Annotated in this window: 12 protein-coding genes and 1 pseudogene; 6 read left to right on the top strand and 7 right to left on the bottom strand. The window is 73.7% G+C overall.

The features are described from left to right. Positions 1-14: 14 nt before the first annotated feature. Positions 15-356 (bottom strand): 50S ribosomal protein L19, encoded by a 342-nt coding sequence (gene rplS / locus PINTE_RS08915; RefSeq protein WP_068428907.1) that lies wholly within the window; start codon positions 354-356, stop codon positions 15-17. A 713-nt stretch (positions 357-1,069) separates the two neighbouring features. Between rplS and PINTE_RS08910 the strand changes: the two genes are divergently transcribed. After that, positions 1,070-2,173, top strand: a complete 1,104-nt coding sequence (locus PINTE_RS08910; RefSeq protein WP_068428904.1) for an acyltransferase family protein — start codon at positions 1,070-1,072, stop codon at positions 2,171-2,173. Here PINTE_RS08910 and trmD read toward each other — a convergent pair. The 6 genes from trmD to PINTE_RS08880 form a co-directional block, all read right to left on the bottom strand. Further along, positions 2,125-3,420: a tRNA (guanosine(37)-N1)-methyltransferase TrmD gene (gene trmD, locus PINTE_RS08905; protein ID WP_068428902.1), complete on the bottom strand. Its 1,296-nt coding sequence runs from the start codon at positions 3,418-3,420 to the stop codon at positions 2,125-2,127. The two genes, PINTE_RS08910 and trmD, sit on opposite strands and share 49 nt — an antisense overlap. A gap of 13 nt (positions 3,421-3,433) precedes the next feature. Continuing rightward, positions 3,434-3,967, bottom strand: a complete 534-nt coding sequence (gene rimM, locus PINTE_RS08900; protein ID WP_068428897.1) for a ribosome maturation factor RimM — start codon at positions 3,965-3,967, stop codon at positions 3,434-3,436. A gap of 143 nt (positions 3,968-4,110) precedes the next feature. After that, a complete protein-coding gene (locus PINTE_RS08895; RefSeq protein ID WP_068428894.1) occupies positions 4,111-4,353 on the bottom strand; it encodes an RNA-binding protein in 243 nt (80 codons plus the stop codon). A 2-nt stretch (positions 4,354-4,355) separates the two neighbouring features. Continuing rightward, positions 4,356-4,865 carry a 30S ribosomal protein S16 gene (gene rpsP / locus PINTE_RS08890; protein ID WP_068428891.1) on the bottom strand — a complete coding sequence of 170 codons (510 nt, stop codon included), beginning with the start codon at positions 4,863-4,865 and terminating at the stop codon, positions 4,356-4,358. Between the two features lie 385 nt (positions 4,866-5,250). Beyond that, positions 5,251-6,138: a GNAT family N-acetyltransferase gene (locus PINTE_RS08885; protein ID WP_245642875.1), complete on the bottom strand. Its 888-nt coding sequence runs from the start codon at positions 6,136-6,138 to the stop codon at positions 5,251-5,253. 214 nt (positions 6,139-6,352) lie between these two features. Continuing rightward, positions 6,353-7,444 (bottom strand): amidohydrolase family protein, encoded by a 1,092-nt coding sequence (locus tag PINTE_RS08880; protein ID WP_068428889.1) that lies wholly within the window; start codon positions 7,442-7,444, stop codon positions 6,353-6,355. A 228-nt stretch (positions 7,445-7,672) separates the two neighbouring features. Between PINTE_RS08880 and PINTE_RS08875 the strand changes: the two genes are divergently transcribed. From PINTE_RS08875 to PINTE_RS08855, 5 genes and pseudogenes are all read left to right on the top strand, one after another. Further along, a complete protein-coding gene (locus PINTE_RS08875) occupies positions 7,673-9,067 on the top strand; it encodes an MFS transporter (RefSeq protein WP_373280150.1) in 1,395 nt (464 codons plus the stop codon). Between the two features lie 202 nt (positions 9,068-9,269). Continuing rightward, positions 9,270-11,465, top strand: coding sequence for a molybdopterin oxidoreductase family protein (locus tag PINTE_RS08870; protein ID WP_084343403.1), 2,196 nt, complete (start codon positions 9,270-9,272; stop codon positions 11,463-11,465). Continuing rightward, complete coding sequence (locus PINTE_RS08865) at positions 11,462-13,219, top strand: FAD-dependent oxidoreductase (protein ID WP_068428881.1); 1,758 nt, start codon at positions 11,462-11,464, stop codon at positions 13,217-13,219. Before PINTE_RS08870 ends, PINTE_RS08865 begins: the two co-directional genes overlap by 4 nt. A 28-nt stretch (positions 13,220-13,247) precedes the next feature. Beyond that, positions 13,248-13,454 carry a hypothetical protein gene (locus PINTE_RS08860; RefSeq protein ID WP_068428878.1) on the top strand — a complete coding sequence of 69 codons (207 nt, stop codon included), beginning with the start codon at positions 13,248-13,250 and terminating at the stop codon, positions 13,452-13,454. A gap of 322 nt (positions 13,455-13,776) precedes the next feature. Continuing rightward, positions 13,777-14,742, top strand: a pseudogene (locus PINTE_RS08855) (HNH endonuclease); the annotation flags it as partial.

Raw genomic sequence — 14,742 nt, 5'->3', positions numbered from 1 at the left:
CGATACCGCGGACGTCAGCGCTTCTCGCGGATCTTGGCCGCCTTGCCGCGCAGGTTGCGCAGGTAGTAGAGCTTGGCGCGGCGCACGTCGCCGCGGGTGACGACCTCGATCTTCTCGACGATCGGGCTGTGCACCGGGAAGGTACGCTCGACGCCCACGCCGAAGCTGACCTTGCGCACGGTGTAGGTCTCGCCGACGCCGCGGCCGTGGCGCCGGATGACGACGCCCTGGAAGACCTGCACACGGGAGCGGTTGCCCTCGATGACCCGCACGTGCACCTTGAGGGTGTCACCGGCGCGGAAGTCGGGGATGTCGGAGCGGAGGCTGGCGGCGTCGACCGCGTCGAGCTGGTGCATGACGATTTCGCTTTCTCGCCGGTGCCGCAGGTCAACGACGGATCAGATGCTGCTGTGAAGTCATCGGCCGGCCGGTCGCATGCGCCGCGCTCGCGCGGTCTGCACTCCCCCTGCGGTAGGGACCGTGTCGTGGCCAGGCCAAGAGTCCATCTTGCCAGACCCGCGCGGCCCGACGAAAATCGCCCGGCTGTCCACTGAGTGGACAGCCGGCGCGGGGCCGGACCGGGACGACGGGATCAGCGAGTTCTGCTGCCGTACTTGGCTCCTCGCCACCGGTCCCGAGCCCCAGGGCTGGGCCCGATCAACGGCAGCTGAGAGTTGACCGGAGGGGATCTGACATTCCGCCCACAGGCAAACTAACGTCGCCGCCGGGCTGGGGACCCCTCTCGCTCCGCCGTCGGCGGTGTGGGATCGACCCGCACCCTGCAAGCCCCCCCTCCTGTCCGTCGCGGGTCGTCACACACACGAGGAGCCTCGAGTTGTCTTCGACCGCAACCAGACAGCGGGCACCGGTCCGCCGCGCTTCAGACCGGGAGCCCCCGGCTCAAGCGGCTGCAGCGGGTCCGGCGGCACCGGCTCGGGCGGCGGCACCCGCTCAGAATGCGGCACCCGCTCAGGCGGCGGCACCGGCTCAGGCCGCTGCACCGGATCAGGCGACGGCACCGGCTCCGCCGGTCGAGGGCGGCGCAACGAGCGGAGCCCGACGCCCGCGGTTGCCGTACCTGGACGCCGCGCGCGGGCTGTGCGTGCTGGCGGTCGTGCTCGTGCACCTCGACTACTTCCACACGTTCCCCCTGACCGGCGACCCCACCGGCATGCCGGTGCTCAAGGCCTGGGAGATCCTCAACCTCACGGTGCTGGCGCAACTGCGCATGCCGATGCTGCTCCTGCTGTCGGGCTGGCTGGCGGCCTCGAAGGTCCGCGCCGGTCTGCGCAGCGGACGCACCCGCTGGGCGATCATGCGCAACGTGCACCTCGTCGTCGTGTGGACCGTCGTCTACGTCGTCGTCGAACGGCTCGTCGCCCCCGGCCCGCGTTCCGTGGCCACCGCGCACGCCGAGTCGTTGACCGGGCTGCTGCGCGAGATCGTGCTGCCGAGCTTCGGGCCGCTGTGGTTCGTGCACCTGCTGGCGATCTGCCTCGTCGTGCTCGCGGCGGCGCGGCGGCTGCCTCCCGCCCTCGTGCTGACCGCGCTGCTGCTGTCCGGGTGGGCGATCGAACGCGCGACCGGCGACCCCGCCGGACTCCCGCGCGCCGTCTTCTTCGCCGCCGGCGTCTACCTCGCCCCGCGACTGCCGCACCTCGTGCGCTCGCGGCGCGCGGTCGTGGCGGCGATCCCCGCCGCGCTCGGTTTCAGCGCCCTCTACGCGGTGGCGCCCGAGTCGGTCCAGTACCCCCTCGACGTCGCGACCTGCCTGCCGCTGGCGCTGCTCGCGCTCGCCGGGATGGCCTGGGTGACGCGCCGCCCGCTGGGGCTGCGGCTGAGCCGGCCGCTGTCGTGGGTCGGCCGCCGCACGCTCGGGGTGTACGTGCTGCACTGGCCGATCGTCGGGATCATCGCCGTCACGGCCCGCCGGCACGCCGGCGACTTCGGCTGGCTGTACCACGACACCGCGCTGGCCATCGCCTATCCGCTGGCGCTGACGGCGCTCATCGCCGCCGCCTGCATCGCCCTGGAGGCGGGCCTGAAACGCGCCGGGCTGGGCATCCTGTTCGAGCCGCCCGCCCGGGTACAGCGGGCCGTCGACCCTGCGAGCGCCGGAGCCGGTCAGTCGCGGCGCGGCAGCCGGGCCACCATCTCGACCGTCCCGGGATAGGCCGGTTCGCCGCGCAGCGGCCGGAAGCCCGCCTTGCGGTACATCCGCTGGTTGCGGGCGCTCGCGGAGCCGGTGACGAGCCGGGCCCGCGTGGCCGCCGGGTCGGCGTTCGCCAGCGCGTGCCGCAGCAGAGCGCGGCCCAGCCCCCGCCCGGACACATCGGGGGCGACCATGAGCCGGCCGATCTCCCACTCCCCCGAGCCCTCGGACGTGCCGGCGTCGCCCTCGGCGAGCCGTCCCCGCACCGAGGCCACGAGCCGGCCGTCGCCGTCGCGCACGACCCACGTGTGCCAGGTGGAGTCGGAAGCCAGGCTGGCCCGCAGCTCGTCGAGGGTCTCGACCAGCGGCGGGATGTCGTAGTCGGAGTTCGCGCGGCCCTCGCCGAGCCAGCAGGCGCGCTGCAGCACGAACAGTTCCGGGGCGTCGGCGGGGCTCGCCGAGACGATCGGCAGGTCGGCGTCGCCGACGAGCACGCCGGCCGCGGGCAGCAGGTCGGGGCGTCGCGCCCGGGTGCGTTCCAGGCTCCGCTCGCGTCGCCACGCTGCGATCCGGGCGTGGTCGCCGGAGAGCAGGGCGGGTGGCACGTCGTGGCCGCGCCAACGGGCGGGCTTGGTGTACACGGGATATTCGAGGAGCCCGTCGGAGTGCGACTCCTCGACGAGCGACTCGGCGTTGCCGACGACCCCGGGCACGAGCCGGCCGATCGCCTCGATCATCGCGAGCACGGCGACCTCGCCGCCGTTGAGCACGTAGTCGCCGAGCGAGACGACCTCGACCCGCAGGCCCAGATCCGCGGTGGCGTAGTCGTAGACGCGCTCGTCGATGCCCTCGTAGCGCCCACACGCGAACGCCAGCCACGGCTCGCGCGCCAGGTCGGCCGCGAACGCCTGCGTGAACGGGCGACCCGCCGGCCCGGGCACGATGAGCGTCGGCCGCTCCCGCGGGCCCTCGGCCTCCGGCTCGGTCTGCGGCTCGGTCTCGGGTTCGGTCTCCGGCTCAGTTTCCGCGCCCGGCGCGCTGGGCGCGAGGAGGTCGTCGAGCGCGAGCGCCCACGGCTCGGGCCGCATGACCATGCCGGCGCCCCCGCCGTACGGGGTGTCGTCGACGGTGCGGTGCCGGTCGAAGGTGTAGTCGCGCAGGTCCTGCACGCGGATGTCGAGCAGCCCGTCGCGGCGGGCCTTGCCGATGAGCGAGAGGTCCAGCGGCGCGAGGTATTCGGGAAAGATCGTCAGGACGTCGATGCGCACGGCAGCCCCCGACTCAGGGAAGGTCGAAGAGTCCGTCGGGGGCGTCGACGACGACGAAACGCTCCTCGAGCGGCCCGTCGGCGTGCACCTGCGGCACGATGGCCTGCACGAACGGCACGAGGCCAGTGCGCCCGTCGTCGAGCCGCACCTGCAGGAGGTCCTGCGCGGGCCGTAGCAGCAGGTCGGTCACCGTGCCGATCGACGCGCCGGACGGGTCGCGCACCTGCGCGCCGACGAGTTCCTCGGGGTACCAGCCCTCGCCTTCGTCATCGCCATCGTCAGCCAGCTCGGTTGGAATGAACAGCCGTGTGCCTCGCAGGTTCTCGGCCGCGGTGCGGTCGGGGGCCTCCTCGAAGGCGAGAAGCCAGGTGCCCTGGTGCACGCGGGCTCCGCGCACGGTCAGGGGCCCGCGGTCGGGCTCGGTGTCGAAGACCGCGCCGCGCTCGAACCGCTGCCGCGGGGAGTCGGTGTGCACCTGCACGGTCACCTCGCCGCGCAGGCCGTGCGGCTTGCCGATGCGCGCGGCGAGCGGCTGGTCAGCGGCCATGGCCACGGCCTCCTCGGGTCGTCGGTCTGCTCGAACATCGAGGCTGAACGCGCGAGCAGGGGCGCGCCGCGCAACACGGCACACCCCTGCTCGCCGGGCGTGGGTCGGATCGAGGCGATCCGCCCGGTGGATCAACGGGCCGATCAGCGGGCCCGGTCGGTGTCGACGATGTCGACGCGCACGGGCCGACCGCCGGCGAGGGCGCCGATGACCGTGCGCAGAGCGCTGGCCGTGCGACCGGAGCGGCCGATGACCCGGCCGAGGTCGTCGGGGTGCACACGCACCTCGAGCACCTCGCCGCGGCGCAACTCCTTGCGACGCACGACGACATCCTCGTCGTTGTCGACGATGCCCTTCACCAGGTGTTCGAGGGCCTCCTCGAGCATGATCAGGCCTCGGTGGACGGGGCGGACTCCGCCTCGGCGGCCGGCTCGGACGCCGACTCCGGAGCTTGCTCGGCGGCCTCGGCCGCCGGCGCCGACTCCGCCTCGGCCGGCTTGGCGGCCTTCTTGCGGGCGGTCGTGGCGCCGCTCTTCTCGTAGTCGTCGTCGGCCTTGCCGGCGGCGGCCATCGCGGCCTCGTAGAGGTCCTTCTTGGTGGGCTTCTCGGGCTGGGCCTTGAGGGTGCCCTCGGCACCGGCCTCACCCTTGTGCTTCTGCCAGTCGCCGGTCACCTTGAGCAGGGCGAGCACCTGCTCGGTGGGCTGGGCGCCGACACCGAGCCAGTACTGCGCGCGCTCGGAGTCGATCTCGATGACCGAGGGCTCGCGGGTCGGGTGGTAGAGCCCGATCTCCTCGATGGCCCGGCCATCGCGCTTGCTGCGCGAGTCCATGACGACGACACGGTAGAACGGGCTGCGGATCGCACCCATTCGCTTCAGACGAATCTTGACGGCCACGTGGGTCGTATCTCCTGTTTCTTGTTCGTGAGGCACGGCGAGACCACGGTGGGGAACACACGTGGGGAACCGCGACTCGGTGTGTAGGCGCCCGCCGCCGAGCGAGAGGGTGCCGGCGCGAGCGGGTACTCGACCCATTGTGCCAGACCCCGCGCACCGCCCTCGCCACGCCGCAGCCGACGCCGCAGGACGCACCGGCCGCCGGCCGCACCGTACTCACCGACGAGCTCGCGCGCGCCGCCGACGCTGAGGTTTCGCCGTATCGACGATCTCGCCGAACGAGGGAATCCCAGCACCGCAGGTCAGCGCACTGCACCCCGTCCCGGGCGCCGATCCCGGTCGTCGATATGGCAAAACCTCCGGCGGAGCCTGCGCCACGACCGGGTCAGCTGTCGTCGACGCCCGCCGCGGCGCGGGCCCGCAACGCCGCGGCGACGATGGCGGCGGCGTCGGGCAGGTCGGCGCAGCGCTCGAACACCGGGCCGACGATCTGCGCCTCTTCCAGCTCCGCGACCAGCTCGTCCCCGGGGCGGCAGGTGAGCACGACGGCCCCGCTGACCGCATCGAACAGGGATCGCCGCAGGTGGGCGAGCCCGTCGGGGCCGGGATCGCGGTCGCGCAGCACGGGCACGGCGAGCTCGATGGCCGCCGCGCGGGCGAGCTGCACGGCCGCCGGGGAGTCGACATCGCCCGGCGCCGGCACGAGCAGCACGAGCACCGGACGCGCCAGCACCCGGCACGCGTAGCTGGGCGCCGGCCACTGCTCACGCGTCACGCCGTAGGTGATGTGGTCGCGCCACGCGTCGTGGCCGGTGGCGTCCGCGAGCCACAAGTACCCGGGCCAGTCGCCGCGCGGCCGAAACCCCAGCCGCCGCAACAATCCCGCGCTGCGGGTGTTGCCCGGTTGGGTGCTCGCGTCGACCCGATGCAGCCCCAGCCCCTCGGGCTCCGGGGTGAGGGCGACGTCGACGACGAGTCGCAGTCCCTCCGCGAACAACCCCGAGCCGGCGTACGGATCGTAGGAGTCGTAGCCGAGGGAGGCCGCCATCGCCCGCCCCCGCGCGATGTTCGTCACGTTGATCTTGCCGACGATGTCGTGCTCGCCGACCGGCTCCAGCGCCCGGATGAGAAAGGTGCGGTGCGTCGGCCCCTGCATCCGCAGGTGGTAGACGAGGTCCGAGGGGTTGACCGGGTTCCACGGCCGGAGCCGGTCCGCCGAGGCGAGCACCGCCCGCCGGTAGGGCGCGACGTCGGCATCGGTGACGACATGCACGCGCACCCCGTCGCCCGAACGCGACCAGCGATGCTCCGACCCGCCGGGAGCGTGCCGGTCAGCGGCCGCGCCGGCCGGGGCCAGAGCCCCTGGAGAGAACGACGAGACCGGTGAGCCGGGCGGCGCCGGCGAGACCGACCCGGAGACCGACCCAGAAGCCGAGGGAGGCGGTCGGCGCCCGCCCCCGAACCGTCGGCCGCGGCGGCCCCGGGGCTCAGGCGACGACACGGCCGCGCAGCACGATCCGCCGGGGTGAGGCGAGCACGCCGACGTCGGCGCGTGGGTCGCTGTCGTAGACGACGAGGTCGGCGTCCTGGCCCTCGTCCAGCCCCGGCCGGCCCAGCCAGGCCCGCGCGCCCCAGGTCGCGGCCCCGATCGCCTCGAGCGGAGACAGCCCGGCGGCGACGAGCTCGGCCACCTCCTTGGCGACGAGCCCGTGGGGCAGCTGTCCGCCGGCGTCGGTGCCCGCGAAGATCGGCACGCCGGCCTCGTGGGCCGCGCCGATCGTCTCGTAGCGCCGCTCCCACAGATCCACCATGTGGTCGGCGTAGGTGGGGAACTTCGCGCGGCCGGCGTCGGCGAACTTCGGGAAGTTCGCGATGTTCACCAGCGTCGGCACGATCGCGATGCCCTGGGCGGCGAACGCCTCGACGGAGTCGGTGGTCAGCCCGGTCGCGTGCTCGATGCAGTCGGTGCCCGCGGCTGCGAAGTCGTGCAGCGACTGCTCCCCGAAGCAGTGCGCGGTCACCCGCGCGCCCTCCTCGTGCGCGGCGGCGATCGCGGCGGTCAACGTCTCGACCGGCCAGCACGGCCGCAGGTCGCCGGAGTCGCGGTCGATCCAGTCTCCGACGAGCTTGACCCAGCCGTCTCCCCGGCGGGCCTGCACCCGCACCGTCGTCACGAGCTCGTCGGGCTCGATCTCCTCACCGACGTTGGGGATGTAGCGGCGCTGGCGGGCGATGTGCCGGGCCGCGCGGATGATCTTCGGCAGCTCCTCGTGCTCGTCGACGAAACGCGTGTCGAGCGGGGAGCCACAGTCGCGGATGAGCAGCGCGCCGGCGTCGCGGTCGGTGCTCGCCTGCTCGATCGCGGTCTCGCGGTCGACCGCGCCGTGCGCGTCGAGCCCGACGTGGCAGTGCGCGTCGACGAGCCCGGGCAGCACGTAGCCGGAGACCGACTCGACCTCACCGGCCCCGGCGTGCACCGGGCGCTCGAACGTCAACCGGCCGCCGATGACCCAGGCCTCGTCGCGTTCCTCCTGCGGGCCGACGAGGATCGTCCCCCGCACGTGCAGCACGGCGCTCATGGGCTCCACCGTATGGCAGAGCTCCGACACCGGCCCGGCTGAGCGCCTCGGGCGTGCGCGCCAGGAGGTCACGACTTCGACACGGCGGGCTCACGCGCGGCCCGCCGCGGCCTGTGAGACCGAGTTGACGACCGCGCAACATCGCCGAAATCGGCTGTCTGCGGGCCGTTCTTACCGTCGAAGGTGGATGCTCACCACCCGGGTGGGCCCTGGCACGAAGGATCCACCGTGGCTTCGAGTTCCTCCTCGCACGCGGACGTGGGGTCGGCCGGCGAGACCGCCGCCGGCGCCGCCGCGCCGCAGCCGCGCGTCGCGCTGGCCCACCGCTCCGGGCACTGGCTCGTGCACTGGGACCCGGAGGACCCGGGCCAGTGGGCCGCCGGCGGCAAGACGATCGCGCGCCGCAACCTGTCGATCTCGGTCTTCGCCGAGTTCCTCGGCTTCGCCGTCTGGGCGCTGTGGAGCATCGTCGTGCCGCAGCTGAACTCGGCCGGCTTCTCCTTGTCCGTCGACCAGATGTTCTGGCTCGTCTCGGTGCCCAGCCTCGTCGGCGCCACGCTGCGGCTGCCGTACACGTTCGCGGTGCCGATGTTCGGCGGCCGCAACTGGACCGTCGTCTCCGCGCTGCTCCTGCTCATCCCGACGCTCGCGCTCGTCTGGGTCGTGCAGAACCCGCAGACCCCGTTCGGCGTCATGCTCCTCGTCGCCGCGCTCGCCGGCTTCGGCGGCGGCAACTTCGCCAGCTCGATGGCGAACATCTCGTTCTTCTACCCGGAGGCGGAGAAGGGCAAGGCCCTCGGGCTCAACGCCGCGGGCGGCAACATCGGCACGGCCGCGGTGCAGTTCGCGGTGCCGCTGGTCATCGTCACGAGCGCGGGCCTGGCGCTGGAGCGCGCCGGCCTCATCTTCGTGCCGCTCGTGCTGCTGGCCGCCTGGCTGGCCTGGACGAAGATGGACAACATCGAAGGCACCACCTCCGACCTGCGCAGCTTCGCGCGGGCCGCGCAGGACCGGCACACCTGGATCATCTCGTTCATCTACATCGGCACGTTCGGCTCGTTCATCGGCTTCTCGGGCGCGTTCCCGACGCTGCTGAAGAGCCAGTTCCCCGAGATGTCGCTGTCGATCGCCTTCATGGGCGCGCTCGTCGGCTCCCTGTCGCGCCCGCTGGGCGGCACGATGGCCGACCGCTTCGGCGGCGCCCGCATCACGATCGTCGCGTTCGCGGCGATGGCCCTCGGCACGGTCGGCGCGATCCTCGGGCTGCGCACGCACAGCTTCGCGCTGTTCTTCGTCTCGTTCCTGTGGCTGTTCGTCTTCACCGGCATCGGCAACGGCTCGGTGTACCGGATGATCCCGGCGGTCTTCCGCGAGAACGCCGCCGGCACCGACCCCGGGTCGCTGCTGCGGGCCAAGAAGGCCGCGGCGGGCTGCATCGGCATCGCCGGCGCGGTCGGCGCCCTCGGCGGCTTCCTCATCCCGCGCGGGTTCGCGCTGAGCAACTCCCTCACCGGCTCGCTGCAGGCCGCGCTGTGGGTGTTCATCGCCGCCTACGCGCTCATGGCCGCCACGACGTTCTCCGTGTACCTCTCCGGCCGCGACCGCGAGGCCGTGCGCATCTGAGCCCGCCACCGTTCGGACGATCACCGGCCACCGGCGCTCCCGAGCCCCGAACCCGTGACCTGCGGTTTCCTTCTCGGACCGCGGCAGGGGTGGCTGCGGTGACAGTCCGAACGGTGGCTCACCTCGTTCCCCCGTCGACTGGAGGACAGCCGTGACCCATCCGACCGACACCCATTGCCCGTACTGCTCGCTGCAGTGCGGCATGTCGCTCACTCCCGCGCCGGGTGCGACGCCGGGTGCGACGCCGGGGGCGGCGCCGGGGCTCGCGCCTGGGTCTGAGCCGGCGCTCGCACCGGGGGCGGCGCCGGCCGGGGCCATTCGGTTGCCGGTGGAGGTGACGCCGCGCGACTTCCCCACCAACGGCGGCGGCCTGTGCGCCAAGGGCTGGACGAGCGCCGCGGTGCTCGACGCCCCCGACCGGCTGACGACCCCGCTGCTGCGCGACGACGACGGCGCCCTGCACCCGGCCACCTGGGAGGCGGCGTTCGACGCGATCGTCGCCGGCGTGCACCGGTCCTGGGCCGCCGGCGGCCGCGAGGCGGTCGGGGTCTTCGGCGGCGGCGGCCTGACCAACGAAAAGGCCTACACCCTCGGCAAATTCGCGCGCGTCGCGCTGCGGACGCCGTTCATCGACTACAACGGCCGGTTCTGCATGAGCAGCGCCGCGGCCGCCGGTAACAGGGCGTTCGGGCTCGACCGCGGGCTGCCGTTCCCGCTGACCGACCTGGGCGGGGCCGACGCGATCCTGCTCGTCGGCAGCAACGTCGCCGAGACGATGCCGCCGGCGGTGCGACACCTGTCCGGCGCCCGCGAGCGCGGCGGCCTGCTCGTCGTCGACCCGCGGCACACCCCCACCGCTGCGCTGACCGGCGACGGCGGCGGCCTGCACCTGGCGCCGCTGCCCGGCACCGACCTGCAGCTGCTCCTCGGCCTCACCCACGTCGTCTTCGCCGAGGGCCTCGCCGACGACGCCTACCTCGAGACCCGCGTCACCGGCTCCGACGACGTGCGCCGCGAGGTGAGCCAGTGGTGGCCCGAGCGCGTCGAGCGGGAGACGGGGGTGCCGGCCGACCAGGTCCGTCTCGCCGCCCGCCTGCTGGCGGCCGCCGCCCCGAGCCGGGGCGGACGGGGCGCGTACGTGCTCACCGGCCGCGGCGCCGAGCAGCACGCGCACGGCACCGACACCGTGACCGCGGCGATCGGGCTCGCGCTGGCGCTCGGGCTGCCGGGCGTCACCGGCTCCGGGTACGGGTGCCTGACCGGGCAGGGCAACGGGCAGGGCGGGCGCGAGCACGGCCAGAAGGCCGATCAGCTGCCCGGCTACCGTTCGATCGCCGACCCCGCCGCCCGCGCGCACGTCGCCGCGGTGTGGGGCGTGGACCCCGACTCGATCCCCGGACCGGGGGTGCCCGCGATGGCCCTCTTCGAGAAGGTCGGGGCGCCGGTCGAATCCGGCGGCATCCGAGCGCTGTTCGTGCACGGAGCCAACCCGGTGGTCTCGGCGCCCGACGCCGGGGCGCTGGAGGCGCGGCTGCGCCGGCTCGACCTGCTCGTCGTCGCCGACCTCGTGCCGAGCGAGACCGCGCAACTGGCCGACGTCGTGCTGCCGATCACCCAGTGGGCCGAGGAGACGGGCACCATGACTTCGGTCGAGGGCCGGATCCTCGCGCGCCGCAAGGCGGTCGAGCCGCCGGGGTTGGTGCGCGACGAGCTGTGGGTGTGGCGGGAACTGGCGGCCCGGCTCGGCGCGCCGGTGCCCTTCGCCGACGACCCGGACGAGGTGCTCGCCGAACTCGCTCGAGCCAGCGCCGGCGGGATCGCCGACTACGGCGGCGTGACCCTGCAGCGGGCCGGCGCCGAGGCGCTCTACTGGCCCTGCCCGAGCGCCGACCACCCCGGCACCCCAAGGGTTTTCCTCAACCACTTCGCCACCCCCGACGGCCGCGCCCGGATGCTGCCGGTGCGGGCGACCGGTGTGGCCGACGACCTGCACCGCGAGGCGCCGCTGTACCTGGTGACCGGGCGGGTGCTCGAGCACTACCAGTCCGGCGCGCAGACCCGCCGGGTGCGTCGGCTCGCGGCGGCGCAGAGCCGCGCGACGATCACCCTGCACCCGCTGACCGCGGCCCGCCTCGACATCGAGGAGGGCACGCCGGTGCGGCTGACGACGGCCCGCGGGGTGGCGGTGGCGACGGCGATCCTGTCGGCCTCGATCCGGCCCGACGTCGTCTTCATGCCGTTCCACTTCGCCGGTCGCCAACGCGTCAACCTCCTGACCAACCCCGCGACCGACCCGATCAGCGGGATGCCCGAGTTCAAGGTGTGCGCCGTCGACGTCGCCTCCGCCGACACCCCCGCGGCGCGCCTCGCGCTGCTCGGCGAAGGAGTCCCCTCGTGACCGCTGCCTCCAGCACCCCGCACCGCGTCGTCGTCATCGGCCACGGCATGGTCGGCCACCGGTTCGTCGCCGAACTCGCCCGCGGCGCCGAGCAGTCGGCGCGATCGGGCCGCCCGATCGACGTCGAGGTGAGCGTGCTCGGCGCCGAGCCGTACGAGCCGTACAACCGCCTCATGCTCAGCGAGGTGCTCGCCGGGCGCGCCGACCTCGGCGGGCTCACGCTGCCCGCGGCCCCGGCGGGCATGCGGGTGTTCGCGGGCCGCCCCGCCGTCGAGTTGAACCGCGAATCGCGCGTCGTCGTCGACGACCTCGGCAGCGAACACCCCTACGACACGGTCGTGCTCGCGACCGGCGCGGCGCCGCGTGTGCCGCGATTGGCGGGTCTGCCCGCCGACTCCGACCCCGACGACCTGCCGCCGGGGGTGCGGGCGCTGCGCACCGTCGACGACTGCCGCGAGCTGCTCGCGCTGGCCAGCGGCCGGGGCCGCGAGGGCGGCGCTCCGCGGGTCGTCGTGCTCGGCGGCGGCCTGCTCGGCCTCGAGGCCGCTCGCGCGCTCGTCGGGCGGGGCGCCCGGGTGGCCGTGGTGCACTCGGGGGCGCACGTGCTGGACCGCCAGCTCGACGCCGACGCCGGTTCGGTGCTGCTGAGGAGCCTGCGCGACCTCGGGGTGCACGTCGTGCGCTCGGCCCGGGCGGCGGGGCTGCGCCGCGACGACGACGGTCGCCTCGTCGGGCTCGACCTCGCCGACGGACGCCACCTGCGCTGCGACGCGGTGCTGTTGACGGCCGGCGTCGCGCCGCGCGTGCGCCTCGCGGTCGACGCCGGGCTGCCGTGTGAGCGTGGGGTGCTCGTCGGTGACGACCTGCGTTCGTTCGCCGACCCCGCGGTCGCCGCGATCGGAGACTGCGCGCAGACCCCCGCGGGATGCCCCGGCCTGCTGGCGCCCGGGTGGGACCAGGCCGCCGCGTTGGCCGCCCGGCTCGTCGGCGACCTGGCGGGCGGCTCGGCCGAGGCGGCTTCGGTGGCGGCTTCGGTGGCGGAGGAGGAGCCGGCGGCGCCCGAGGAGGTCGTGCGCCTCAAGGCCGCCGACCTCGACGTCGTGACGTTCGGCCGGCTCCCCCGCGCCGCCGACCCGGCGGTGGCCGGCGAGTGCGTCGACGACCTCGCGGGGTGGGACGCGACCGACTCCGAATGCCGGTGCGCGAGTGAGCCGGCCGGACCCCGGGTGCTCGCGTTGGTCGACGGGCAGGGTCGCCGCAGCCTGCGGATCGCGGTGCACCGCGGTCGCCTCGTCGGTGGCGAACTCGTCGGAGCCGGGTCGCTCGGCGCCGACCTCGTCGTCGCCTACGAGCGTGACCTGCCGCTGCCGCTCGACCCCGCGAACCTGCTCGTCAACGGCTCGGCGAGCCTACCGACGGCCGCGAGCCCCGCGAACATCCCCGGCTCCGCGACGATCTGCCGCTGCAACGGCGTGAGCAAGTCGGCGATCGTCGACGCCTTCCAGGCCGGGGAGCGCACGATGCCGCAGCTGTCGGCCACCACCCGCGCGGCGACCGGCTGCGGCAGCTGCAAGGACGCCTGCACCGGCATCCTCGAGTGGCTCGAGAAGTCCGACCCCCAACAGCGCGATGAGGCCGGCGGCGGCACGGGGGGCGCTGGGGGCGCTGACGGCAGCGAGAGCACGACGTCGACGCGCAGCGGTGCCGGGACCGGCTCCGCCCTGCTCACCCAGGAGCGGTCGACGGATTCCTGACTGCAGACGCCCGGTGGGAGGATCGAGCGTGTTTTCCTCCACGGCCGCGCTCGTCGCTCTCCACCTCGTTCTCACCCTGGTCGGCCTCATCCTGACCGTCCACGCCGGAAACTCCGGTCGATGGACGATGGGGGCATCGATCATGGCCGGCATTGTGTGCCTCGTGGTGCCGTGGCTCGGATCGCTGGCCGTGATTGTGGCGTATGCCGTGACCCGAAGCCGCGCACGCGGGTAACAGCCCCTCCGCTCAAAACGTTATTCCTTTTCGCCGCGGGCCCGTGCCCCCGTGAGTGAGGCCCGAGGTCAATCGCTCACTTTTCAACAGGCTGTCGAAAGGCTAGATATCCGCTTGATATATTGGTAGAATCGAACTGTTGCTCGAACCTGGCTCAGCTCGGCGGAAAGGGGGTCGTGTGACGTCTGTGGGGGCGGTTCCGCGGCCTGATGGCGCGGCGATTTCGCGGTTGATTTCGGCCGCGCGGGATTTGCGTGACCAACCCGAGAATGGCGGATGGGTGCGGCTACGAGAGATTTCACAGGCGTATGACGAGCTTGATGTGCAGGCCTCGGATGCCGCCGGGGAATTGGCGCAACTCCAGGCGGCTGCGGACCTGGCGGTGCAGAACGAACAGATCGACCAGGGCCGGTTGGCGCCGCGGCATCGCAAGTCGGCAGGGGTGTTGTTGGACCAGGCCCGCGCCTGCATCGTCGACACGGCAGTCGCCACCCTCGGTGGTCCTGCCGGGACGTGGCACGGTCGGGTCGCGCTCGGGGTGGCGTCGGAGTCGGTCGCGGTCGCGATCAAGGAAGCGGTCGCGGCCCGCGCGATCACGTTCGGCCAAGGGTGTGCGCTGGTGCGTGAACTCGACGCGCCCGAAGTGACGCCGGAGGCAGGGCAGAAGGTGTGCGACGCGGTGCTCGCGTATGCGAGTCAGAAGGCCGCTGCGACGGGGGCGCCGTTGGGGCAGGGGGCGTTCTGTCGCAAGAAGCGCCGGGAGATGGTCAAGCACGTCAACACCCGCGCCCGGTGGGCTCGCGCGGCGCGGCAGCGGGACGCCTGGGTCACGATCGGTGACGACGGCGCCGGCAGCTTCGGGGTCAGCGGCGCGGACGCCCGCTGCCAGGGAGCGTTCCGGCGGGTCGACGCGATCGCGCGTGCGGCGCGAGCCGGCGGTGACCCGCGGACCTTGGCGCAGCTGCGCTCCGACGTCGCCCTCGACCTGCTGCTGTTCGGTCAGCCGCACGCCGACGCCCCCACCGCCGTGGACCACCCCGGCGATGGCGGGTGGCCGGCCGCGACGGTGTCGGTCGTCGTGTCTCTCGCTTCCCTGGCCGGGCTCAACCAGGAGCCGGGCACGGTCGAGGGCGTCGCCGTCGACGCCGACACCGTGCGCGAGGTCGCGTTCGCAGCCGGGTCGACGTGGCAGCGGCTGGTGGCTGACCCGATCAAGGGGTACGCGATGGCGCAGGTCTCCAAGTCGTATGCACCGCCGCCGCGGATGGCCCGCGCGGTCCGCGACCGC

Source organism: Piscicoccus intestinalis NBRC 104926 (assembly GCF_001515525.1).
In the GTDB taxonomy this organism is placed as follows: Bacteria; Actinomycetota; Actinomycetes; order Actinomycetales; family Dermatophilaceae; genus Kineosphaera; species Kineosphaera intestinalis.
This window is presented reverse-complemented; position numbering and strand designations above follow the sequence as displayed.